Here is a 25490-nt window from a genome sequence, read left to right on the forward strand (position 1 = left end):
GGGAAGGCAGCCCCCGGAGTATCAGCGGCTGGCCATTCTGGTTGGCCAGCATCTTATGTTGCATTGGCGTGGTGCTCAGCCTGCTGTACGCCGGCTGGCTGGAACAGCAAAACCAACAACGCACGCTGACGGCTCTGACCGAAGTTGCCCGGCAGGTGGTCCAGCAAAGCGAAGACAGACTGCGGCGTTATCAATACGGTCTGCGCGGTGTGCGTGGGCATGTGCTGACCGCTGGCCCGGCGCTCAATCAACAGAGCTTTGCCCGCTATAGCAAAACCCGTGATCTGCCGGTCGAATTCCCGGGAGCTCATGGTTTTGGCTATATCCACCGGGTCGCGCCTGCTGAACTGCCAGCGTTTTTAGCACAGGCGCGCCAGACCGGTTCAGCCGATTTTAAGTTGACCGAACTTGCCGCCCATCCGCATGAACATTTCATCATTCAGTACATTGAACCGCTGGCGCGCAATCGCGCCGCAGTCGGACTGGATATCAGCTCCGAGCCCCGCCGGTATGCTGCGGCGATGGATGCGATGCAAAGTGGTGAGCCGCGGCTGACCGGGCCTGTCACGCTGGTACAGGCTAGCGGCAGGCCGCTGCAAGCGTTTTTGATGTTATTACCAGTCTATCGCGAATGGGTGACGCCGGACTCAGTGGCGCAGCGTCAGCTGATGCTGCAGGGCTGGAGTTATGCGCCGCTCATTTCCGGCGAAATGTTACAGGACCTCTTACCACAAAACCGCGGGGTCCATCTGCAGATGGCAGACATCACCGGCGATCAGACGGTATTTTTTCAGTCAGTGCCAGAGATGGTGTCTTCGCAAGTGATGACCGCTGAAGTGGTGCTGCAATCTTCGGTGTTTGGCCGCCAGTGGCAATGGACATTGCGCTCAGACCCAACTTATGTGCAAAGCCTCGGTTTGCCGTCACCCCGGTTACACGTGTTGCTCGGCTTGCTGCTGACCTTACTGTTGACGCTCAGTGCCAGCATGGGGATGCGGATTTATCTGTCGCGTCAGCAGTTTAATGATCAGCGCAGCAGGCTGGCGGCGATTGTGCGCAGCTCGAATGACGCCATTATCGGTAAAGATTTGCAGGGCATAGTCACCAGCTGGAATCAGGGCGCTGAGCAAATGTTTGGCTGGGATGCGGATGAAGCGGTCGGTCAGCCGCTGACCGCATTGATCATTCCGCCAGATCTTGGTTATCAGGAGTTGCAGATCCTGCAACAGCTGAGAAACGGCGACAGTGTGAAGCAATTTGTCACCCAGCGCCGACACAAATCCGGTGCTCTGCTGGATGTGCTGGTCAATGTGTCGCCGGTGTTTGATGAAAAAGGCCGCATCATCGCAGCAGCAAAAACGATACGGGATATCGGTGAACTGGTTGCGAGCCGACGTCAGCTTGATCAGGCACTGCGGCAACATAAAACTCTGCTTGAAACCATCAATACGCAGTTTTTGTATGTGGAAACCGATCCATCCGGCCGGATCCTCGATGTCAATCCGGTGTTTTGCCAAAGTCTTGGTTATAGCCGCCAGCAACTGATCGGACAGACGCATCAGCTTGTCAATGCCGGGGTTCATCCACCGCTGTTCTGGCAGGCGGTCTGGCAGCAAATCGGTCAACAGCAGGCCTGGCGTGGTGAGATCTGTAACCGGCATCAGAGTGGTGAGCTGCGCTGGTACGATACGGTGATCATGCCGCTACGCAATGCGGCAGGGCTGACCGAACGGTATATTGCTTTATCCAGTGACATCACGGCGCGCAAACAGGCCGAAGCGCATCGTGCCGAATTACATCAGCTGATTGACACCGTATTAAGTGCCGCTTCGGAAGTGGCCATCATCAGTCTGGATCGCCAAGGTCAGGTGCAGTTGTTTAACCGCGGCGCCGAACTGATGTTAGGTTTTGAAGCCGCCGATGTGGCCGGCCGCTCGCAGTTAACCACATTGCTCAGCCCGGCTGATTTGGCGCTGCGCGCGCGCGAGTTAGGGCTCAGTGGCGAAACACAGAGCGATATGTTGGCACATCTGGCTCGCACCGGAACTCCGGAGACCTGGCGCAGTGCGCTGATTGGGCAGGATGGCGGCTCTGTCCCGGTATTGCTAACGCTGACGGCGATCCGCGATACCAGCTGTGAATTGCTGGGCTTCTTGCTGATCGCGCTGGATTTCAGCGAGCAACTGCAATCAGAGTTGGATTTGACCATGTTACGCGATCAGCTCAGCATCGCGGCGGATGTGGCCCGGCTGGGTGTCTGGACCTGGCATCCGGATAACAATGAGTTGTGGTGGAATGGCCGGATGTTTGACATTTATCAGCAGGATCCGCAGTTAGCGCAAGGCAGCCTGAACTATCGGCACTGGCGGGAGCGGGTGCATCCGGACGATCTGGCCGCGACCGAAGCGCGCCTGCAACAGGCACTGGACGGTGTCCTGCTGTATGACCCGGTGTTTCGCATTGTGACGCCGGACCATGGTGTCAGGTACATTCAGGGCGGCGCCACCGTAGAGCGTAAAGCGGACGGCAGCCCGTGGCGGATGACCGGAATCAATCTGGATATTACCGCGCAGCGCGAGCTGGAAATGGAATTGCGCCAGGCCAAGGAACAGGCAGATGCAGCCAATCAGGCGAAAACGCAGTTCCTCGCAAATATGAGCCACGAGATCCGCACACCGCTCAATGCAGTGCTCGGTATGCTGCAGTTGTTGCAGCAAACCGCGCTCAGCGATTTACAGGCCGACTATGCCAGTAAAACGCAAATTGCGGCTACGGCGCTGTTGGGCCTGCTGAACAATATTCTCGATTTTTCCAAAATTGATGCGGGCCGGCTTGAGCTGGATCTGGCGCCGTTACCACTGGCGGCGTTTTTCCATGACGTGGCGGTGTTGCTCGGCGCGACGCATCAGAATCCACATGTAGAACTATTACTCGACCTGGCGCCGGACCTGCCGGCGGTGGTGCTGGCCGATCGGTTACGGCTGCAGCAGGTACTGGTCAATCTGGGCGGCAATGCGCTGAAGTTTACCCAGCAAGGCTATGTGCAGCTGCGTGTGCGGCGACTGGACGGCACCCCAGACCGGGTCAGGCTTGGTTTTAGCATCGAAGATAGTGGCATCGGCATCTCCAGCGCACAACAACAACGTCTGTTCAGCGCCTTTAGCCAGGCAGAAGCTTCGATCAGCCGGCGTTTTGGTGGTACCGGGTTGGGTCTGGTGATTTGTCAGCGCTTGCTGGCGCTGATGTCGGCAGAGCTGAAGCTGCAGAGTGAACCTGGTCAGGGGAGTTGTTTCAGTTTTGACCTCGACTTGCCGGTGCTGGATGCCCAGCCGATGTTGCAGCCATCTGCGCTGGCGGCCCTGCGCGTGCTGGTGGTCGATGACCAACCAATGGTGCGTCAGAGTCTGGTTGCCAGTTTGCAGCAGCTGGGCTGTCAGGCAACTGCCGTCAGCGACGGTGAGACGGCATTACAGGCAGTCCGGCAGGCACAGCAGACAGACTCGCCATATCAACTGGTATTGCTGGACTGGCGCATGCCGGGTATGGATGGCCTGCAAACGGCGCGCAGTATTTTGCAGCAAAGCAACCAAGGCACACCGCCGTTACTGATGATGGTCACCGCATTTGAGAGCGAAGTATTGCAGCAGCTGGCTCATCAGAGTGACCAACCTGTGCTCGATGTGCTGATCAAACCTATTACCCCGCAGCAATTACAACAGCGTTTGCAAAAGGTGTTGCAGCCTGGACAGCATCGGCTGATGTCGCCGGCCGAAGCAACATTAAAGCCGCTGCAGGGCTTGTCACTGCTGGTGGTCGAAGACAATGCCCTGAACCGCCAGGTTGCCGAGCAACTGCTGTTGTCGGCTGGCGCGCGCGTTACACTCGCGGTGGATGGTTTTATGGCGGTGGCACTGGTGCAGCAGCAACCTTTTGATTTGGTGCTGATGGATTTACAAATGCCGGGGATGGATGGGTTAGCGGCTACCCGGCAGATCCGTCAGCGCTTTGATGCAGCGCAGTTGCCGATAGTAGCAATGACCGCCAATGCCACTGCCGATGATCAGGTTGCTTGTCAGGCTGCCGGCATGAACGCGCATATCGCCAAGCCGATTGATTTGAAAACCTTATGTCCGCAATTACTGGCGCTGTGTCAGCAGCGGCACGAGTTGGCGCTGGCCGCAGCGCAGCCGGTATCAACGCTCGATGCGGAGTTTCCACAAGCCGTGCTGCAACCACTGGCGCAGATGCTGCAGCGCTTTGGTCAGAATGCCGGCTTGTTGCAGCAAGCCTGGGCTCAGTTGCCGCAGGAATGGCAGCAACAACGTCAGCTGTACGAGGCATCGGCGCACAATGACGGCCGTCAGGCCGTTCTGCATACTTTACAGGGCGTCGCGGCGACTTTGGGCGCAGTGCAATTGGCGGCGGTACTGCGTGCTGCTGGTCAGGCGTTACGGCAAGGGCTGTCGCCGGATCTGACGGAGATCGCGGCGTTGGTGACACAAAGCCTGCAACAGTTCACTGCTGAAATTGAGCCGCAGCTGAAAGCGCAGGTCGCTGCGGCCTTGCAGCAGGCCGGGAACCTGCCAGAATCTTTGCAATCAGAACAGCCGGCGTTGGCTGAATTGGTGGCGCAATTGCAACTGGCACTGACCCAACAACATTTAACTGCACTTGATTTAGCAGCCAGGCTGGCGGCGATGGATCCCGCCTTTGCTGAGTTGTCTGCGCAGGTTGAAAAACTTAATTTCACGGCAGCCCTGCATATGTTAGAGCAACTGACATTGCCACAACAGGCGCCGCAATTACCAACAAGGAAGGTTCACTGATGTCTCATTACACCCAATGGTATGCTGCAGCGGGCGGTCAGCCCCGTTTGTTATTAGTAGACGACCATCAGCTGAATATCCGCGTGATGTACGAAATGTTCCGGCATGAATTTGATGTGTTCATCGCACTGAATGGTGAACAGGCACTGGAGAAATGTTACGAGTTGCACCCGGATCTGATCCTGCTCGATGTGGTGATGCCGCGCATGGATGGTTATGAAGTGTGCCGACGCTTAAAAGCTGATCCAGAACTGGCGGATATTCCGGTGATTTTTATCACGTCACATTTTGATGAAGCGGACGAAGTTCATGGGTTTGAGCTCGGTGCAGTGGATTTTATCCATAAACCGGTGAATCCGATTATTACCAAGGCCCGGGTGAAAACGCAGCTGCAACTGAAGCAACAAGCAGATTTACTGCGGCGGATCTCACAGGTTGATGGTCTGACCGGGATCGCCAATCGCCGGCGTTTTGACCAGCAACTGGAACTGGACTGGCGCACTTGTTGCCGCGCCCAGGAACCGCTGTCGTTACTGATGCTGGATATCGATTATTTCAAACAATATAACGATGAATTTGGTCATCTGGCTGGTGATGAGTGCCTGCGCCAGGTTGCCAGCACGATGCAGCAAGCTTTAGGTCGGCCATACGACTTACTGGCGCGGTTTGGTGGTGAAGAATTTGCGGTGTTATTGCCGCGTACCGATCTGACCGGCGCGCAGTATCTGGCGCAAAATATGTTACAAAAAATTACTCAGCTGGCGATCCCTCATCCGTTAACTCCCGGTGGCATCATTACACTGAGCGCCGGTCTGTCCAGCACGGTACCGCAGGAACAGCATCAGCCGCGGCAGTTGCTGCAGCAGGCTGACCAATTGTTATACAAAGCCAAGCAACAGGGGCGGGCACAATTGCAGGCCAGCCACTGGGCCGGGGTTTAACCCCGGTACTACCGACTTATTTTTGTCATATTGACGACATAGACTGCCCCGGTTTACCGGAGAAGTCTATGCAACGTCGTCCCGCTCTTGTCGCCAGTTTCGCTACTGTTGTTATCACGCTGGGTATTCTGGCTGTCGCGTTTTATCTGGGCATCAGTAATCAGAAAACCAGTGAAATCAAAGCCCGCACTGTTGCGCAGCAAGTCAGCAATGCGTTGGAAATTATGGCGGCAGATCGGGTACGTGCGCTCGATGATTTGGTCGGACACTGGCCGGTGGCCAGCGCCAATGAAATTGACTGGTTTAATGTCCGGGCGGTGACGTTGGCAAAAATGCTGCCAGGCTTACGCGATCTGGCGTTATTGGACCGCCAGGGCCATGTGTTGTGGTCGATTGATCCACAAAACCGCAAACAGTTGCTGCGACAACATTTACCAACACTGCTGGGAGTGCCGTCCGGCGCGACCACTGCCGTATTGTACCCGCCCGATCGGCCGCATAGTCTGATTGTGATGCGCGCTATCAGTATGCAAGGCAAACCGCATGGTTATGTCGCGGCGTTTTTCGATATCAACACTATTTTGGGCGTGTATACCAGTGAACTGGATGCAGGCGGACTTAGTTTCCTGATGCAGGACGGTGACGCAGTGCTGCATCAATCCGGTACTTTGTCAGGCAGTGCGCCTGTCGTCATCCAGCCGCTGGATTTTGCCGGCCGGCGCTGGCATTTCAGTGTGCAAAGCCAATCTGATATCTGGCAAACCAGCTGGTGGCTGAGCGGTATTGGCAGTTTGATCGCCTTGTGTATCGGTTTATTGTTGTACCGCCAGTTCGCCAAAGATGCGCAGGTGCGGCGTTTCCAGCAACTGTATCAGTCCGCCGCTGATGCGTCGCTCGATGCAATTTTGCTGCTAGCGCGTTGTCAGGGGCCGGACGGGCCGGATTTTCTGCTGCAACATAGTAATAAAGTCGCGGCAGAGTTGTGTGATCCATCACTGCTGCTGGCCGGTCAGTCCTTGGCGCAGCTGTGTAAAGAACTGAGTGCCAACTGGTTTTTCCGCCGCTGTGTTGACGTCGATCAGTCCGGCGAACCGTTTGAAGCGGTGCTGCCACAGCCGTCTGGTCTCATTCATGCCAGCTGGCTGCGCTTGCAGGTGGTGAAATCGGCACAGGGTCTGGCGCTGACATTTCGCGACGTCAGCCGCGAGCATGCGCTGCAACAACAGATCCGCTATCAGGCAGAGCATGATCAGTTAACCGGCCTGTTAAACCGTTATGCGTTTGAACAACGGCTGGCCGCATTGCTGACCACTGCGCAGGGCGGCGCATTATGCTACATCGACATGGACCAGTTTAAGCACATCAATGACAGCTGCGGCCATCTGGCCGGGGATGAGTTGCTGCGCAATGTTGCCAGTCTGCTCAGTATTGATTTGCACCACGCCGATATTCTGGCCCGCGTCGGCGGCGATGAATTTTGTCTGGTGCTGGCTGGGCGCAACATCTCAGCCGTCAGTACGCACTTGCAACAACTGCTCAGTCGTATTGCAGCGTTCCGCTTCAGCTGGGATCAACAGATTTTCACTATCGGCGCCAGTATTGGTGTGGTGGCGCTTGGCGGCGAACAGGGCAGTCTGACCGACTTGTTAAAGGCCGCTGACAGCGGCTGTTATCTGGCGAAAAATCAGGGCCGCAATCGTTATTTTATCGTCGACGCGGATGGGCCTGAACTGAACCATTTGCAGCAACAGCGGCAATTACTGTCGTTGTTACATACCGCGCTGGACGAGCATCGCTTTGAATTATATGCCCAACCGATAGTGTCGCTGTCGGTGCCACCGCAGGGGCTGCACCTCGAAGCGCTGCTGAGGCTACGTGATACCGATGGCGCTATGGTCAGTCCGGCCTTGTTTATCCCGCTGGCAGAGCAGCAGGGGCTAATGGGCCTGATTGACCGCTGGGTGATCCGCCGGGTGTTACAGCAACTGGCGGCCACACCTGCGCAACTGCCGATGCTGGACAAAATCGCCATCAACTTGTCAGGCCCGTCGCTGAGCGACCCGGACTTATTGCCGTTTATTCAGCAGCAGTTACAGCTGTTTGCCATTCCGGCGGCGAAGATTTGTTTTGAGATCACCGAAACGGCGGCGATCACCAATATGGCGGCTGCCAATCGTTTTATCGACAGTCTGCGGCAGATTGGTTGCAAGTTCGCGTTGGATGATTTTGGCGTTGGCATGTCGTCCTTTGCTTATCTGAAGCATTTGCCGGTGGATTATCTGAAAATCGATGGCTCATTTGTCAAAGCGATGACGCAAAATGCCACTGATGCAGTGATGGTACGGGCCATGGCTGATATTGCCCGCAGTATGCAAATTCAGACCATTGCTGAATTCGTGCCCGATGAGGCCACTTGCGTACTGCTACGTAGTATCGGTGTGCATTATGGTCAAGGCTATGGCTTGGGGCATCCGGCACCCTGGCAGACGTTTTTCCCGCAGACAGGCACTCCCTGAATCAATCATTGCCTGAATCAGTCCCGCGTGGCAGCACAACTTTAGTGCGTGTCCGGAATTAGCATCCGCAATTAGCATCCAGAACAAGCAGACTCTGGCCGCGCTGACCATGGCAGCAGATGGCAAATAAAAAAGGCAGCATCAACAGACGCTGCCTGGATGGATCCCAAGAATTCTGCAGGGACCAAGGACAAGGATACACAACAAACTCAGCCTTTTTAAGCCGGGCCACAGGAAGAAGCCGAGCGCATTCTGGCAATGTTGTGCGGCAAAATTCTGACATTTCTGTGAAAGATTTATGGCCTGCCATCATTGTTGCAACCGTCATCTGGCCGTCATCTGTCGCTTGCAAACTCTAGGGCGTGTTGACGTTTAGTGTTTGTTTTTGCAGCAGTTTGGCACCACGCGGTGGCCGGCTCATGCAAGGCAGTGCGAGAGCTGTACGTGGTACCCAGTGTGTCATTCTACACAAACGAGCACTAACGCCGCAGAAAGAGCTGCCAAACGCTGCCCTGCGGGTTCGTTTGGTGGCGCTTTGGGCTTTGTGGCCTGCATGGATGCAGGTCAGGGGCGAGAGCAGGACGCGGTAGCTTCACTCGTTGCTCACATAGAATGACTATGCCACGCGCCTCGTTTCGCGCCCAAAGCGCCACCACCACGCGGTGGCCGAAACGAACAAAACTTAATCACCAAACGTCAACACGCCCTTGGGAAAATAATCAGGAGTTTGTTATGAAGCAGTGGAGTCGTCGCGATTTTTTACGGGTATCTGCCATGTTGGCGGCGGCCGGCGGTTTTAGTACGGTCAGCGGTTGCGTCAGTATGGGGGCAACGAATGCTGCCAGCGCTGAACCTGCATTTCCGCTGAGCTTTGACCATGGCGTGGCAAGCGGTGATCCGTTGCATGACCGGGTGGTGTTGTGGACCCGTGTCACCCCGGCAGGGCCGCTGGCTACAGTGACGCTTCGGCTTGAGGTCGCCACTGATGCCGCCTTCAGCCAGTTAGTGGTGGCCGCAGATTGTGTTGCGCGTGCAGAGCAGGATTATTGCTGCAAAGTCGACGCCGCAGGTCTGGTTGCCGGCACCGCATATTATTATCGTTTCCGCGCCGGCACTGTCAGTTCGCCGGTCGGACGCACCCGCACCCTGCCGCAGGGTTCATTAGCCGAAGCCCGTTTTGCAGTCGTCAGTTGCAGTAATTACCCGGCCGGTTATTTTCATGTGTATCAGCAGCTGGCAGAACGCCAGGATCTGGATGCGGTGATCCACCTCGGTGACTACCTGTACGAATATGCCGCTGATGGCTATGCCACGGAACGGGCAGCGGAATTTGGCCGTTTATATGCGCCGGACAATCGGTGTGAACTGTTGAATTTAAACGACTATCGTCGTCGCTACGCCTGTTATCGCGCGGATCAGGCGCTGCAGCAACTGCACGGCCGCCATCCGTTTTTACTGGTCTGGGATGACCATGAAATTGCCAATGACACCTGGACTGACGGCGCCGAAAACCACAGTGCCACCGAAGGCGATTTCCAGGCACGCAAACTGGCCGCATTACAGGCGTACTACGAATGGCTGCCGATCCGGCCGCAGGTCCATAGCGGCGAACCGCTGTACCGTAGTCTCGCTTATGGTGATTTAGTCCAGTTCTATCTGCTGGATACCCGGGTCTGTGCCCGCAGCCAGTGGCTGGATTTCCCGCAGTTTCAGCGTGATGGCCAACTGGATGTCGCGGCCATGGTCAAAGCGGTGCAGGATCCTGCCCGCACCTTGCTTGGCAGCGCACAATTTGATTGGCTGGCGCAAGGCTTACAGCAATCCGGCTGTCATTGGCAGGTCCTGGCGCAGCAGGTGTTGATGGCGCGGATGGAATTACCGGGTGAAGCGCTGGCTGCGCTGGCCAAACCTGGCCCGGCGCTGGCGACACAACTGGGCGAACTGGCGGCTCTGAAACAACGGCCTGCAGGCCGTTTAAGCAAAACGGAGCAACAACGGCTGGCGGGTGCTTTGCCTTATAACCTCGATGCCTGGGATGGGTTCCCGGTTGAGCGTGAACGGCTGTACCAGATGTTGCGGGCCAGTGGCCGGCAAGTGCTTGTCTTAGCCGGTGATACGCATAATGCCTGGCACAGTGAACTGAAAACCAGCAATGGCGATTATGTCGCGACGGAGCTGGCGACCGCGTCTGTTTCTTCGCCAGGCATCGAGCAATACTTGCAACTGAATACGGCGCAGGCGGCAGAACTGTCGACCGTTCTGCCTCAGCTGATTGATGAATTGCAGTGGTGCGAACTGGCACACCGCGGTTATTTGCTGCTGCAGATCAATGCACAGGCTTGTCTGGCACAGTGGCATCAGCTGGAGTCTGTCCACGTGCAAGCTGCGCAGTGGCTGGCGCCTTATCAGCAGCAGATCGCTAAACGCTGACAGGCGCAAGAATAGGAACGTAAACAGGCTGATTTCAGGAACGGGTATTGTCCTGTTCCTGTTGAGTCAGTCTGGCTTCAATCCGTTTTAAGCGCTGCATCAGCTCGCGTTGTTCTTCGTCACTGAACAGATGTTTGTCTTCGACCAGATGCATAATGATGTTGGCGACAATCATCGGGATCACGATAAAAATCCAGAAGTGGCCAAATAAAATCCCGACAATGCGACCGGCCGGAGTGACCGGTGTCAGGTCGCCATAGCCAATCGTCAACGACGTCACTGTGGCCCACCACAGACCGTCGGCGAGGGACTTTTGTTCAAGGACAGCAAAACTCACAGCACCCAAAATCAGGCTGACAGCATACAAACCGATAATAAGCCACAGCCGGTTTGCGATATAAATCAATAACTTCTTCATCGACCACAGATCCAAATATTATGTATTAACCGCAGCATAACAAAGAGTTTGTGCCCGACCAAGTACCCAGGCTTATAGCTGAGCCAGTGCCTGATCCAGACTGACTTTATCCGGCGGTTCACAGCCAGCTTTGGCGATATTCAGACTGGCAGCCAGACAAGCACGTTGCAGCGCACTGCGGCAATGCGTCAGATCCAGCGTGCTCAGCGCCTCGCCAGCCGGGTGTAGCTGCAGCAGCTGCACGAGCAGATTGGCAAAAAAGGTATCGCCGGCACCGACGGTGTCGATGAAGATTTCAGGCTGGATCACGGCTTGTGCAATGGCCTGAGTTCCGAGGTATAGCGTCGCCCCTTCGGCACCACAGGTCAGCGCCAGCAAAGCGGTTGGAGCCAGTGCGCGGACTTTGTCGACCGCACTTTGCAGATCCAGCGCAGGGTAGAGCGCCGCCAGATCTTCATCGCTGGCCTTGATATAGTCAGCCAGCTGCAGCACTTGTTCAATGTGCGTGCGATAAGCTGCCACATCGGTGACAAACTGCAAACGCACATTGATATCAACACTGAGACGAATGCCGCGTTGTTTCGCTGCCTGCAACACCGGCATTAATTTCCCAGCATCCTGTGGTTCTAATGCCAGCGAGCCGGTATGTAAAATCCGGCAGTCCGCCGGCAGTGCGGCAATCAGTTGTTCTGCCGTGTAATCACGATCGGCAATACCTTGGCGGTATAAGCTGTAACTCGGCTGGCCATTGGCATCGATGCGGACAAATGCCAGTGAACTGGGCGCGGCCGAACGCTGTGGCCAGCCGGCAGTGACGCCACGTTGCTGCAATAACTGCAAAAACGCATCGCCAAACGCGTCGGAAGACAACGGCGACAGATAACTGACCGGCACTTGCTGCAACGCGCAGGCAATTGCCAGATTCAGTGGAGAGCCGCCGGTTTTCGCGATAAAACGGCCATCCGCCTCTGTAAAAATATCAATAACGTTTTCGCCAATCACCGCAATCATGCTGTTCTCCTCGTCTAGATAAGACCTACAGCTTAATTAATCACATGATGTTATTAAAGGGGCGGCCAGAAATATTTTTCCTGTGTTCACACTGTCTCTGCCATTTCAGAATTAACTCGCTGATCTGGCTGGGATTAAAGTCTATGCCCCAGATTGAGTGACGAATGTCGCTCAAGTTTGACCGGCCATGCCCGATACAGCGGTATCTGCAGTTTGATAAAGGACCCGCATCATGACCGAGCACCTCCGCTTACAACGTATCCGCGACATTGGCTTCCGCTTACAGGAGCTGCAATTGATCCGGGTACAGACAGGCGCTTCTTATGCAGTGTCGGCTATCAATTTTCTATTTCAACTTTATCGTTTACCCAAACCAACCGGCCAGTCGCTGGAGCAAATCCTGACCCAACTCGGTGCCGCCGTGATTGCCCGGCACCATTTACCTTATGCCCGTTTAAGCGTGGATGCGGTACTGCAGTTCTTCTGTCAGCGCTTCCAGGTCGGACAGAGTGCTGTGAAACATCCTACCTATCGCCGCCGTGAAAATGCAGGTCGGGCACAGCCACAGATCTGACTGGTCAGTCAGCTCTTCAGCGCGTAGACTGGTCAAAAAAACCACAGGGATTGCTATTGTGGGCAAAAAAGTGAAATTTCTGGCATTGCTGGGCGCCTGCCTGATCACCGGCCCGGTTCAGGCGGCTGATGCGACACTCGTTGCTGTCTACGGTGACTTTATTACGCCTCCTGCCTTTATCCGCGGTACGGACACCACGCCAGATTCTGGTTATCTGATTGATATCTATCGCGAGCTGAGTCAACAGCTTGGCATGCAGTTACAACTGAAAGCATTTCGCCGCGCTGATATCGCCGGCGCATTGTTAAAAAGCGCCGCCGATGTGTATTGCCGGGCAAATCCGGCCTGGTATCCCGAACCACTGTTGCGCTGGAGCCCGCCTTTGTTTGCTTATGCCGATGTATTGCTGAGTCATCGGCCATTGCAGGATCTACAGAGCTTGGCGCAACAAAAATCCGTAGTTGCGACCACCAGCGGATATAAGTATCCGGAACTGGAACCGTTATTCCGGGCTGGGCGGTTAACCCGACAGGATTATTTATCGCCAGAAGAAGCAGCGTCTGCCTTCCTTGCCGGCAAAGCAGACACTGTGGTGATGTCAGAAATTGAGGCGCATTACCTGTTACCGGTGAACCGGCTGCAACAGCTGCAGCTGACGCATTATCAATTGCATTGTGTCTATTCGCCGCGCTTAAAACCGTTGCAGCGCCAGCTGTTAGATAATTACATCAGCGCCCGCGCCAGTCATGGCGATTTCAAAGCGCTGTTGCAAAAATACAGCTGGCAGCTCGGAGTGCAGCCTGCAGCTAAAGGGCTATAACACCAGCCCGGCGGCGAATTCCTGATACAACCCCACCAGATGCTGATAGTTGGCGAGGCTGAGCCTTGCGGCCTGATCGCGGGCACTCAGCAGCTCACGTTCAGCATCCAGCAATTGCAGAAAATCGGCCATGCCACTTTGATAGCGCAATTGCGTCAGCCGCACTGCTTCTGCGCTGGCAGCCAACTGTTGCTGCTGCAGCAACTGCGCGCGCCGGCCCTGATTGTAAGTGTCCAGACTGCCTTTCACATCCCGCATCACCGCAAACACCTGCGCACGATACTGCTGCAGCGCCACTTCAGTACCAGCGCTGCTGGCGTCGATGCGATCGGCTACGGACATCGGATCCGCCGCCGGCAGACTCAGACTCGGCGCCAGGCTCCAGCTTTGCTGGTCGCTGCCGGTTTTGACACTACCAAGTGACACAAAACCAAGAAAACCCTGCAGCGACAACTGCGGATACCAGGCAGCTTTATCAATCGCCAGTTGAGTATGGGCTTTGGCGAGCTGCCGTTCAGCAATCGCCAGATCCGGTCGTTTGGTCAGCGCGTCCTGCCACTGCGACAGCGCCAGTGGCTGACTGAATTGCGGCAGGCTGCGCTTGGTCAGCTGCACCTCCGTTTGCGCGGTCAGTGCCGCCAGTGCCAGCTGGGCCTGCGACTGCTGCAGATACAGCGCAGGTAGTCCGGCTTCAACCTGATATACCTGCGCCTGCAACCGGGTCAGTTCCAGTGCAGAAGCGCTGCCGGCATCGAGCTGCGCCTGCACGATAGTGCGGGTCTTGGCCAGATTCGCCAGATTGGCCTGCGCCACATCAATCTGCAGCTGGGCACCGAGCCAGTCGCCGTAGTGCCGGGCAACCTGCGTCAGCACGGCCAGTTGCACTTCCTGTAGGCGCAGCAGCGCGATTTCGCGATCTTGCTGCGCAGCTTCTGCTGCCAACGCAACCGCGCCGGATAAATCCAGTTGCCAGGCGAGACTGGCGCCTTGTTGATAGCGGCTGGAAACGACGCCGTCTTTGCCTTGTTGTGAGCGCTCCATGCCTGCCGCTGCGGTGAGCTGTGGCAGATCATTATCTGCGGCGTCACTTTGCAGCGCGGCATAGCGTTTTACATTGGCACTGGCCGCCAGCAAGCTGGCGTTTTGCGCACCGGCCTGCTGTAACAGCGTCATCAGTTGCGGGTCATTCAGTTGCTGCCACCAGCGCGCCGGCGCAGCTTCCAGCTGATATTGTGCCGGCAATGGCTGTTCGGCAGTCAGTTGAGCCGGGATCTGGTATTCACTGCTGACACAGCCGCCAAGACTCAGCAGCAGGGCAATGGCAGAGAGACGAAACAGCTTAGTCATGAGTCACCCCGGCATGGTTTGGCAGGTTGGTATTTTCGCTGATCTGCGCTGGTTTTTTGCCAGCCAGCATGGTGTAGAACAGTGGCGTTAACAGCAGACCAAACAAGGTCACACCGATCATGCCGGCAAATACTGCCACGCCCATGGCCTGGCGCATTTCCTCGCCGGCACCGCTACTGAATACCAGCGGCACCACACCCATCACAAAAGCAATAGACGTCATCAGAATTGGGCGTAAACGTAAACGCGCTGCTTCCTGCACGGCCTGCAGCGCAGTCATGCCATGCTGTTGTTTTTCGCGGGCAAATTCGACAATCAGGATGGCGTTTTTGGTGGCAAGACCGACCAACACAATCAGACCGATTTGGGTGAAGATGTTGTTGTCACCGCCAAAAATCCACACGCCAATCATCGCGGATAACAGTGTCATCGGCACAATCAGCAGGATAGCGAGCGGTAAACGCAAGCTTTCATACAAGGCAGCCAGCACCATAAACACCAGCAACAGCACCAGCGGGAACACCAGATATTCGGCATGACCGGCCAGAATTTGCTGATAAGTCAGCTCAGTCCATTCATAGCTGATACCCGGTGGCAGCGTTTCGGCCAGAATTTTCTCAATGGCCGCGCGCGCTTCGCCACTACTGTAACCCGGCGCCGGACCACCGTTAATTTCGGCGGTGGTAAAGCCGTTGTAATGCATGACGCGGTCCGGGCCTGCGCTGTAATTGACGTTGACGAAGCTGCCGATTGGCACCAGCTCACCTTGTTGATTGTTCACTTTCAGGTTGGCAATTTGTGCCGGATCTTGCCGAAAGGCTTCGTCCGCCTGCACATTGACCTGATATGTGCGGCCAAACTGGTTGAAATCGTTGGCATAAGTACCGCCCAGATAACCCTGCAACGTCGCGAACAAATCGTCTAATGACACTCCCTGTGCTTTGGCTTTAACGCGGTCAACATCCAAATCCAGCTGCGGTACATTGACCTGATATCCCGAGAACACCCCGGCCAGTTCCGGCGTTTGCCAGGCTTTCATTTGTACTGCCATCGTCACTTTGTACAGCTCTTCATAACCGAGGTTGGCTTTGTCTTCGAGCTGCAGGCGGAAACCGCCGATAGTGCCCAAACCCTGGACCGGTGGCGGCGGGAAGATCGCAATAAATGCGTCCTGGATCCCTGCAAACTGGGCGTTTAAGTCGGCAGCAATAGCGCCGGCAGACAACGACGGATCCTGCCGTTCACTGAAGTCTTTTAACGGGGTAAACACGATACCGGCGTTCGGGCTGTTGGTAAAACCATTGATCGACAAGCCCGGGAATGCCACTGAATGCGCCACACCAGGATGTTTCAGCGCAATTTCTGACATCTTTTTAATCACGGCTTCCGTGCGTTCCAGCGAGGCAGCGTCCGGTAACTGGGCAAAAGCTACCAGATATTGTTTGTCCTGCTGTGGCACATAACCGGTTGGTGTATTGGCAAAAATTCCACCGGTAAGACCCAACAGGCCGAGGTACAACACGCCGGTCAGTCCACCAAAGCGTATAATCTTACGGACAGCTCTGCCGTAGCCCTCACTGCCACGGGCGAATAAGCGGTTAAAGGGTCGGAACACAAAACGACCAAACAACTTATCCAGCAGCACTGTCAGTTTATCCGGCGCCGCGCCATGCGGTTTTAACAGCAGGGCTGCTAAAGCCGGGCTTAACGTCAGCGAGTTCAGTGCGGAAATCACCGTCGAAATGGTGATGGTCAGCGCAAACTGTTTATAGAACTGGCCGGTCAGACCGGTCATAAAGGCGGTCGGCACGAATACAGCAGCCAGCACCAGCGTGGTGGCAATAATAGGGCCTGTCACTTCTTTCATCGCCTGCTGGGTAGCGGCGAGCGGGCTTAAACCGGCTTCGATATTCCGTTCAACGTTTTCCACCACGACGATGGCATCGTCGACGACAATACCAATCGCCAGCACCAGACCAAATAAACTCAGTGCGTTCAGTGAAAAACCAAACAAGTGCATAAAGGCAAAAGTACCAATCAATGACACCGGCACCGCCACCAGCGGGATAATCGACGCACGCCAGGTTTGCAGGAACAGCACCACCACCAGCACCACCAATAAGATGGCTTCAAACAGCGTTTTCACCACCGCTTCAATTGAACCGCGCACAAACACGGTCGGGTCGTAGACGATGTCGTAGCTCAACCCTTCCGGGAAATTCTGTGAAAGTTCAGCCATCCGCGCCCGCACATCATCAGAAATTTGGATTGCATTGGAGCCAGACGCCTGAAACACCGGGATCGCGATGGCGTCTTTGTTATCCAGTAAAGAGCGCAGGGCATAAGAGCTGGCACCCAGTTCCAGCCGGGCCACATCTTTGAGGTAACTGAGTTCGCCATTGGCACCGGTTTTGATAATGATATTGCCGAATTCTTCGGTGGAGGTCAGCCGGCCTTTGACATTAATCAGCAGCTGAAATTCGCTGCTACCGGACGGTTGCGCGCCTAAACTACCGGCCGCAGCTTGTTGGTTCTGCTCGCGAATAGCATTGACGATTTGCGGCGGCGTAAGACCCAGCGCGGCGACTTTATTCGGATCTAACCAGACGCGCATGCTGTATTCGCTGGCACCAAACAAGCGTACAGCACCGACACCGTCAATCCGCGCCAGTTCATCTTTGATGTTTTGCGCGGCATAGTTCGACAGATACAGCATGTCATAGCGGTCATCCGGCGAGGTTAAATGCACCACCATGGTTAAATCCGGCGAGGATTTTTCCGTGACAATGCCAAGCCGCTGCACTTCCTGCGGCAAGCGTGGTTTAGCACGGTCGACGCGGGCCTGCACCTGCGACTGCGCTTTGTCGATATCGCTGCCGATGGCAAAAGTGATGGTCAGCGTCATGCGGCCATCACTGGTGGCCTGCGAGGACATATACAGCATGTTTTCCACGCCGTTGATTTCCTGCTCGAGTGGGCTTGCTACTGTGTCAGCGATGACTTTCGGGTTCGCGCCCGGATAGCTGGCGGTGACCACCACAGTTGGCGGTACTACTTCCGGATATTCAGTGATTGGCAGTTGCCAGACCGCAATGGCGCCGCTGATGACAAACAGCAGCGACAGCACGGCGGCGAATATCGGCCGGCGTAAAAAATAATTCGATAACATCATGATGCTCCCAGAGGCTAGCCGTTACTGACCGGCGCCGCTTGCGTTCACGCTAGCGCTACTGCTGCCGGTTCCTTGGGTGGAAGCCGGCTGCTGCGCGATGCGAAAGGATTGTTGTTCAGTTGCAAGAACGGCCAGCTGCTGTGTCGTGGCCATTTCGACCCGGTTCGGTTCAATCACGACACCGGGACGAACCCGTTGCAGACCATTAACGACCACTTGCTCGGCTGGTTTCAGGCCATTTTTGATGATACGCAGGCCACCGGCTTTTTCGCCGAGCGTCACCGGGCGGTATTGCAAGGTGCCTTTGCTATCGACAACCAGTACAAAGCGGTTGGATAAATCAGTGCCGATGGCTTTGTCGTCGACCAGCACGGCCTGATAAGGCGCGCTGCCGGTCAGTTTCAGCCGGGCAAATAAACCGGGCAGCAGGCTGGCATCACTGTTATCAAAATTGGCGCGGATGCGGATAGTGCCAGTGGCGGCATTGAGCTGGTTGTCGATAAAGTCGATAGTGCCCTGATGACGGAATTCAGTGCTGCCGCTTAACGCCAGTAACACTGGGCGCTGCTGTTGCTGCAGCTGGCTGGCGCTACCGCTGTTGAGGCCGAGATAACGCAACAGGCTTTGTTCGTCGGCATCAAACCAGGCGTAAATGCGGCCGGTGGATACCAGACTGGTCAACACGGATTGACCGGCATGGACATAGTTGCCGGCAGTGATAAAAGCGTTAGAGACGACGCCGGCGATCGGTGCGCGGATCTCGGTATAGGACAAGTCCAGCTCGGCTTTTTTCAACGCAGCTGAGGTAGCAGCGAGCTGCGCTTTGGCTTGTTCAAAGCGGCTGAAGCGGCTGTCGAGTAACTCTGTGGCAATCGCATTTTGCTTTTTCAGGCTGAGCGCGCGCTGATATTCGCGTTCAGCCAGCGCCAGTGCGCTTTTGGCTTCGGCCTGACTGGCACTCAGGCGCGCCACTTCGGCGGCAAATGGCGCGTTATCGAGGCTGAATAACAAATCACCGGCGGCCACTTTGCTACCTTCAGTGAAATGTACTTTAGCGAGATAACCGGACACTCGTGGCATCAGGCTCACCGATTCCGGCGCCTGTAACCGGCCAGTATATTCGTCGGTTTCGCTGATTTGCTGACTGAGGACTGTAGCGACATCGACTTTCACAGCGGTCGGGCCACTTGCAGTTGGGGCGCCAGGCTGGCAGGCGGCAAGCACTAAGGCTGCCAGGCTGGTTAACAGCAGGCGACGGGGCAGTCTTAACTGGGGTCTGGCCATCATCGGAAATTCCTCTTTATCAGGTTCGGTATCATGAGAGTTTTGGCACCATGCCGCTTGAAGGTCTGTATTGCTTGACTTCTGTACTGATTGGTATAATGTACTGACCGGTAAATATATAGAAAAGCGGCGCAGAGTCAATTTAATTTTGTACTGATTGGTAAGAATCTTTGGAACTTTTTCGCAGGGCAGCGATTCTGTGGGTTATATGCAGAAAAAAAGCTGTCAGTGAATAAGCATCGCAGCCGTGCCGGCACGTCCGGTGCAGACGGACTGTTTACCCGGCCGGGCTGCTGCGTTATTCTCTGGCCCATGCAGATGAAGGGTGGCCGCGATCCCGGCTTTATGTCGCTACAGAGGCCGCCACAGAGGTAGTGATGAGTGCAAATACACTAAACAGCACCACATGCAATAACGCAGCGCCGGTTGGCCGGCCGCGTGCATTTGATTTGGAAACTGCGCTGCAAAAAGCGCTCGAAGTGTTCTGGCAAAAGGGCTATGAAGGCGCTTCTTTGCCTGATCTGACCGAAGCCATGGGTATCAATAAACCCAGCCTGTACGCGGCTTTTGGTAACAAAGAACAGTTATTTCTCAAAGCCATCGAACGCTATGAAAACCGGCCTAGCGCGTTTTTCTATCCGTCGATGCAGGAACCAACGGCGTATCGGGTGGCGGAACGGATTTTATTGGGCGCGGCAGCTGAGCACAGTAATCCACTGCATCCGCCGGGCTGTCTGATGGTGCAGGGGGCTTTGGCCTGCAGTGACAGTGGTCAGTCGGTGAAAGATGCGTTGATTGCGCGGCGTAAAGCCGGCTTTGAACAGCTGGTGCAACGGTTTGAACAGGCTAAAAGCAGCGGTGATTTGCCCGCCGATGCTGATCCGCAAGGCTTGGCCGGTTTTATCATTACTGTATTACAGGGCCTGTCCGTACAGGCGACCAACGGGGCTTGTGCTGAGCAGTTACATAATATTGCCCGCACCGCACTCAGAGCCTTTCCGGCCGGCCAAAGTTAACCCGCTCACGGCGGTTTTTGTAATTTCCGACAACCCCCATCAAGATATGGCCCGCTGTGACGCACCCAGCCGGGCCCCGGTTCTGTTTGTTTGCAAATGTAATTGCCGGTCTTAACGCTCTGCCATTTGTACCAATGCGCCGGCGCCGCAGCGAGTTCTGGCAGCAGGCTGACACTCAGCAAGACCAAAACATAACCAAAACGGTTTCTCATCACCATGTCGCTCTGTCGCGAAAGCATCCGGTTATGCTGCCTGAATGTTAGTTGCTACGCCAGTGTCGTTACCGCTGAGTCATTGATTGACCGGTCTGGAGTGGGCAGGTACAGTCATTACCAAGGTTTTTAGCACCACGGTACGGAGGCTGAATTGTTGCGCGGTAGATGGTTGAGTCTTTGTCTATTGTTGCTGACCTGGAGCGCGGTAGCAGAGCCGTTGCTGTTGCAGGGAAGCAATTGTTGTCAGACGCAGCAGGACGTGCGGGTACTGCTTGATCCGCAAGGCCAGCTGACGTTCGAGCAAGTGCGGGCAGCGCAGGCCGATTTTCAGATGCCGCTGCGCGAAGATCTCAGTTATGGCTACCGGCAAGGAGCCATTTGGCTACTATTAAAGGTCACACCAGAGCGTTCTGGCCGCTGGTGGTGGTTGTTTACCTATTCTTCGCTCGACCAGCTAACCCTGTATCTGGAAGACAGCCAAGGGGTACGGCAGATGCAAAGCGGCGATATGGTGGCGCTGCAACAGCGCGCACTGGTGCATCGTCAGGCGGTATTCCCATTAGATTTAAGCCAAAACGATACGACTACGTTGTGGTTGCGGGTGGAAAATCAGGGCAGTATGACCCTGCAAAATCAACTGCTCAGTGACGACGATTTTGTGTTGAGTACTGCGCAGAATTACCTGACGCCCGCCTTGTATTTTGGTGCTTTACTGGCATTGGCTGGTTATAACCTGCTGTTATTTATGGTGCTGCGCGAAAAAGTCTTCCTGTGGTATGTCTTGTTTGTGCTGTGTTTTGGCGCCGGATCTGCATCGTTAAACGGACTGGGCGCGATTTATCTGTGGCCGGATCTGCCCGAGTTATCGAACCGCATGTTACCGCTGGGTTTTACCGGTGCCAGTCTGATGGCCGTATTGTTTACCCGTGCTTTTCTGGATACACCGCAATTCAGCCCGCTATGGGATAAATTCTTGCGGCCTATGGCGTGGCTAATGGCAGCGTCACTGCTCGCTGTGCTGGTAATGACGGTGCAGCAGGCGCTGATTGTGATGTCGCTGATTGGCATCCTGATTGTGCTGGTGCTGACGCTGTGCGCGATCCAAAGTGTGTTAAACCGTGCGCCTGGTGCCCGGTTGTTTGCACTGGCGTGGTCAATGTTGTTGTTGGGTACAATTGTGATGTCACTGCGCAATTTGGGCTTGTTACCGTCAAATTTTTTCACCATTCACGCGATGCAGCTGGGGTCGGCGCTGGAAATGTTATTAGTGTCTTTTGGCCTGGCAGCGCGTTTTAACCAATTAAAATTGCAACACAGCCAGGCGCAGCAACAAATGCTCGACGCGCAGCAACAACTGGTGCAGCAGCTGCGTGAACACGAAAATCAACTGGCACAGAAAGTGACCGAGCGCACCGCCGAACTCGAAGCGATGAATGTGCGCCTGCAGCTGCTCGCTACCACGGACCCCCTGACTGGCCTGGCAAATCGCAATGCGATGTATCAGCAGCTGCATCAGGCGATAGCCCGTGCCAAACGCCAGCGCAGCAGTCTTGCTTTGTTGTATCTGGACCTCGATGGGTTTAAAACCGTGAATGACCAGCTTGGTCATCTGGTGGGCGACAAAGTGTTGTATGAGGCCAGTGAGCGTTTACGCGACGCGGTGCGGGAAACAGATGTTATTTGTCGGATTGGCGGCGATGAATTTTTGTTGATCTGCGAAGGACTCAGTCGCGGTGCTGTGCTGGTGCAGTTAACACAACGCCTGCTGAAACAAATGCAGCTGCCGTTTTATCATGGCACTGAACAAATCAGTATCGGCGTCAGCATCGGCGTCGCGATCAGTGCAGGTGGTGAAACACCGGCTGAAGCGCTGATCGATGCGGCAGACCGCGCCATGTACGACGCCAAAGCCGCCGGGAAAAATTGCGTTCAGCTGGCCAGTGAGTATGCCTGAATGACATAAACCTGAGTGGTATAAACCTGAATGGCATAAACCTCAATAGTTGGCCGGATCAAAAAAGCGACCTGAAGTCGCTTTTTTTATGCAATCATCCGCAATTAGACTGCTGCAGCAGCCGGTAAACGGGCGATCAGTACGCCAATTCGTTCCAGTGACGTGAAATGGGCATAAATCGCCGGTAACACACCAAACTTACGCAGTTGCAGGAATTGCTCATCGCTCAGCGCGTCGAATTTTTCGCGGTCAATGACATGGAAACCGTTCAGGCGGCGCTCGTTACCGGCCAGGTCGCGGTATTGCAGACCATCGGCTTTAAACAGGCCCATCTCAGTGATTTGGTTCAGGATGTTACGGCTGACAGTGTTAGCATCGATATAGTCTTTGAAGAAGCTGTTGATACCATCAAAGAATTCAGTGGCTTTGCCTTCAGCGTCAAACAAGGCCTGACCTTCAGTGCGGCTGACATTGTCCGCTTGTTCGTTCACGCACAGAACCAACTGCTCGTCAGACGCTTGTGCCAGCGTGAACGGGTAAGCACGAATGCCGGCTGGGACATATTCGCCTTTCCATTCGCCGTTTTCTAAAAACAGGTTTTGTGCTTCCTGCAGACCAAACACTGCAACCGGGTTGTAAACGTCGGCATCACCGGCCTTTAAGAAGAAAATTGGATAGAATGGCGCAGCAGCGGTGAATTCCTGCAGCATCAATGGCGCCACATGGCGATTTTCCAGAATTTCAACGGAGAATTTTGGCAGGATACGCAGATCTTTGTGTTGGTCCTGGGTCAGAGCGACTGGTTGAGCGAGCATGTTACTACTTCCTTTGGATCTTGTCTGAGGCCAGCATTGACGGGCATCCGCATGGTGGCCGGTTTTTATAAAGTCGCGAGCACCATACTATAAAAATATGACAGAATGCCAGCGCCCTTCAGCAGAAAAATGTTACGTGCTTTGCATGGCTCGCCAGCTGTTATCGAGACTGGTTGAGTAACAGGCTGAATTTATGAATAATGCCGCCGATTTGCGCCAATTCTGCCGCTGATCTGCAACGAGGATATTGCACCGGATGATAAAAAAACTGCCGCAAAGCCGCCCACTGGCCGTTGTATTGCTGCTGTGTTTGTTGCTGCTGTTGATATCGCCACAGTATCTGGTACTGCAACGCGGGCAGGACCTTGGGCCCTGGCTGCGGCTCGGTATGCTGCCGGCAGTGCTGTTGCTGTTAGTGCTGTTGTCGCTGCAGCGCTCGTTCGGTCGTTCAATATGGTTGTGGTTGCCTTTAGCACTGTTAGTACCACAGGAATGGTTTTATCAGCTGACCTACGGCAAAGCCACCGATGCGCACGCGATGGCAATTATTGCCGAAACTGATTTGGCCGAAGCCGCCGGCTACTTGTCCGGCATTGGCTGGCTGTTGTTTGCGGCCTTGTTAGGCATTTTATTGTTATTTGGCCTGACCAGCAGTGTGCTGTTCGCGGCACAGCTGTATTGGCCCCGCTATCTGCGGCCGGTGATTTGGAGCTGCGCAGTAGTTGGTGTGGGTTGGGTCGTGCTGCAGGAACGTCAGTACGCCATCGACTATCCGGTGGTGCAGCAGGCTGACGCGACTCAGACGGCGCTGAGCCGGCGACCTTTACCACAAAGTCATAACCTGTTTTACCAGAGTTTTCCGCTCAATCTGCTGTTGGCCGGCAACGAATATCGGGTACAACAACAAGCGCTGAGTGCAGTTGCCGCACAAAGCCGTGACTTTCGTTTCGGTGCTGCCCAGCCAGAAGTGTTGGGCGACCGGCAAATCTATGTGCTGGTGATTGGCGAAACGTTGCGGCCAGACCGGCTGCAGCTCAATGGCTACCCGCGTGCCACCACGCCTGAGTTGGCCAGCATCCCGGGTGTGGTCAGCTTTAAGGATATGATCAGTCCCTGGGCCTGGACGCGGATGTCGGTGCCGGTGATTATTTCGCGTAAAACAGCCGCAGACCACAGCTATTTTTTCAATGAAAAATCACTGGTTGCGGCTTTTACTGAAGCAGGGTTTCGTACTTATTGGTTATCGACACAAAGCCCACTCGGCGTGCACGACTCCTCGGTCGCTTTGCATGCCAGCGAAGCCGATGAAGTGCAGTATCTGAATCCGGTCGGATATAAAAAAGAAGGCTTTTACGACGCGGTGTTGTTGGATGCTTTCCAGCGGGTCCTAGCGCGCAACGAGCAAAAGCAGTTGATTGTATTGCATACGCTCGGTAGTCATTTCAGTTATACCGATCGCTATCCGCCGGAGTTTGACCGGTTTTTGCCCTCGGGCAAAGGCCAGAAAATAGGCATGCATGACCGCGCCAACCGCGAACTATTGAATAACGCCTATGACAATACGGTGCTCTATACCGATTTTGTTGTGTCCGGCCTTATCAAACAATTGCAGTCGCAGCAGGCTATTGCCAGTTTGTTGCTGGTTTCCGATCATGGCGAAAACATCTTTGATGGCAACTGCGATAAAAGCGGTCATGGCCATAACACTGAATTTGATTATCGTGTCGGGGCGCTGTGGTGGGGGTCGGAACTATTCAGTAAACAGTTTCCACAGAAAACCCAACAGCTGAATAAAGCCGCACAGTTGCCGCTGCTGACCAGCCAGACATTCCATACCATGTTGCAACTAGCTGACATTCACTATCCGTCTCAGCAAACAGCCATGAGCTTCGCCGATCCGGCTTTCAGGCCACAATCGCGCAAGCTCTGGACTGGTATCGATTTTGATCGGGCGGCGAAAAGCGGGCAGTGCCGGTTATTGCCGCAGGGTCAGACCAGTACTAATACGAGTGACAATAAATAGCTTGTCATGAAGGTGTCATAAATAAGCCATAAAATAGCCATCCAACCGACATGACAACGCCATGAAAAATACTTAATAAGTTCATGAAACTGTCATTGCGTCATAAAAACACCTGTTTTTACACGCGC

15 protein-coding genes are annotated in these 25490 nt (G+C 54.9%); 9 read left to right on the plus strand and 6 right to left on the minus strand.

Annotation, left to right across the window (positions count from 1 at the left end; translation table 11 throughout):
* Positions 1-41 precede the first annotated feature (41 nt).
* From ACQ66Q_RS19470 to ACQ66Q_RS19485, 4 genes are all read left to right on the plus strand, one after another.
* On the plus strand, positions 42-4826 hold the full coding sequence (locus ACQ66Q_RS19470; RefSeq protein ID WP_430458307.1) for a PAS domain S-box protein: 4785 nt from the start codon (positions 42-44) through the stop codon (positions 4824-4826).
* On the plus strand, positions 4826-5767 hold the full coding sequence (locus ACQ66Q_RS19475; protein ID WP_430458308.1) for a diguanylate cyclase domain-containing protein: 942 nt from the start codon (positions 4826-4828) through the stop codon (positions 5765-5767). Before ACQ66Q_RS19470 ends, ACQ66Q_RS19475 begins: the two co-directional genes overlap by 1 nt.
* A gap of 68 nt (positions 5768-5835) precedes the next feature.
* The gene (locus ACQ66Q_RS19480; protein WP_430458309.1) at positions 5836-8283 is read left to right on the plus strand and encodes an EAL domain-containing protein; all 2448 of its coding nucleotides are present in this window, start codon (positions 5836-5838) and stop codon (positions 8281-8283) included.
* Between the two features lie 732 nt (positions 8284-9015).
* A complete protein-coding gene (locus ACQ66Q_RS19485; protein ID WP_430458310.1) occupies positions 9016-10713 on the plus strand; it encodes an alkaline phosphatase D family protein in 1698 nt (565 codons plus the stop codon).
* Between the two features lie 34 nt (positions 10714-10747).
* Here the strand turns inward: ACQ66Q_RS19485 and ACQ66Q_RS19490 are convergent, their stop codons facing one another.
* Positions 10748-11131 (minus strand): potassium channel family protein, encoded by a 384-nt coding sequence (locus ACQ66Q_RS19490; RefSeq protein WP_377240807.1) that lies wholly within the window; start codon positions 11129-11131, stop codon positions 10748-10750.
* 72 nt (positions 11132-11203) lie between these two features.
* Positions 11204-12142: a PfkB family carbohydrate kinase gene (locus tag ACQ66Q_RS19495; protein WP_430458311.1), complete on the minus strand. Its 939-nt coding sequence runs from the start codon at positions 12140-12142 to the stop codon at positions 11204-11206.
* Between the two features lie 232 nt (positions 12143-12374).
* On the opposite strand from ACQ66Q_RS19495, the gene ACQ66Q_RS19500 reads away from it, so the two are divergent.
* The gene (locus ACQ66Q_RS19500) at positions 12375-12716 is read left to right on the plus strand and encodes a hypothetical protein (protein ID WP_430458312.1); all 342 of its coding nucleotides are present in this window, start codon (positions 12375-12377) and stop codon (positions 12714-12716) included.
* Positions 12717-12774: 58 nt separating this feature from the next.
* Entirely contained in the window at positions 12775-13536 is a 762-nt protein-coding gene (locus ACQ66Q_RS19505; protein ID WP_430458313.1) for a substrate-binding periplasmic protein, read from the plus strand.
* Here ACQ66Q_RS19505 and ACQ66Q_RS19510 read toward each other — a convergent pair.
* The 3 genes from ACQ66Q_RS19510 to ACQ66Q_RS19520 are packed head-to-tail and all read right to left on the minus strand — an operon-like array spanning position 13531 to position 19342.
* Positions 13531-14883 (minus strand): TolC family protein, encoded by a 1353-nt coding sequence (locus ACQ66Q_RS19510; RefSeq protein WP_430458314.1) that lies wholly within the window; start codon positions 14881-14883, stop codon positions 13531-13533. The two genes, ACQ66Q_RS19505 and ACQ66Q_RS19510, sit on opposite strands and share 6 nt — an antisense overlap.
* Positions 14876-18055 (minus strand): efflux RND transporter permease subunit, encoded by a 3180-nt coding sequence (locus tag ACQ66Q_RS19515; RefSeq protein WP_430458315.1) that lies wholly within the window; start codon positions 18053-18055, stop codon positions 14876-14878. The genes ACQ66Q_RS19510 and ACQ66Q_RS19515 overlap by 8 nt, the downstream gene beginning before the upstream one ends.
* 21 nt (positions 18056-18076) lie before the next feature.
* A complete protein-coding gene (locus ACQ66Q_RS19520) occupies positions 18077-19342 on the minus strand; it encodes an efflux RND transporter periplasmic adaptor subunit (protein ID WP_430458316.1) in 1266 nt (421 codons plus the stop codon).
* Between the two features lie 374 nt (positions 19343-19716).
* Here ACQ66Q_RS19520 and ACQ66Q_RS19525 point away from each other — a divergent pair, with 374 nt between their 5' ends.
* Positions 19717-20355, plus strand: coding sequence for a TetR/AcrR family transcriptional regulator (locus tag ACQ66Q_RS19525; protein ID WP_430458317.1), 639 nt, complete (start codon positions 19717-19719; stop codon positions 20353-20355).
* 384 nt (positions 20356-20739) lie between these two features.
* Positions 20740-22524 (plus strand): 7TM diverse intracellular signaling domain-containing protein, encoded by a 1785-nt coding sequence (locus ACQ66Q_RS19530; RefSeq protein WP_430458318.1) that lies wholly within the window; start codon positions 20740-20742, stop codon positions 22522-22524.
* A gap of 104 nt (positions 22525-22628) precedes the next feature.
* On the opposite strand, the gene ACQ66Q_RS19535 is transcribed toward ACQ66Q_RS19530, so the two are convergent.
* Complete coding sequence (locus ACQ66Q_RS19535; protein ID WP_430458319.1) at positions 22629-23339, minus strand: SapC family protein; 711 nt, start codon at positions 23337-23339, stop codon at positions 22629-22631.
* A gap of 256 nt (positions 23340-23595) precedes the next feature.
* On the opposite strand from ACQ66Q_RS19535, the gene ACQ66Q_RS19540 reads away from it, so the two are divergent.
* The gene (locus tag ACQ66Q_RS19540; RefSeq protein WP_430458320.1) at positions 23596-25362 is read left to right on the plus strand and encodes a phosphoethanolamine transferase; all 1767 of its coding nucleotides are present in this window, start codon (positions 23596-23598) and stop codon (positions 25360-25362) included.
* The last annotated feature ends 128 nt before the right edge of the window (positions 25363-25490 follow it).

It is taken from the genome of Rheinheimera sp., assembly GCF_965283995.1.
Lineage (GTDB): Bacteria > Pseudomonadota > Gammaproteobacteria > Enterobacterales > Alteromonadaceae > Pararheinheimera.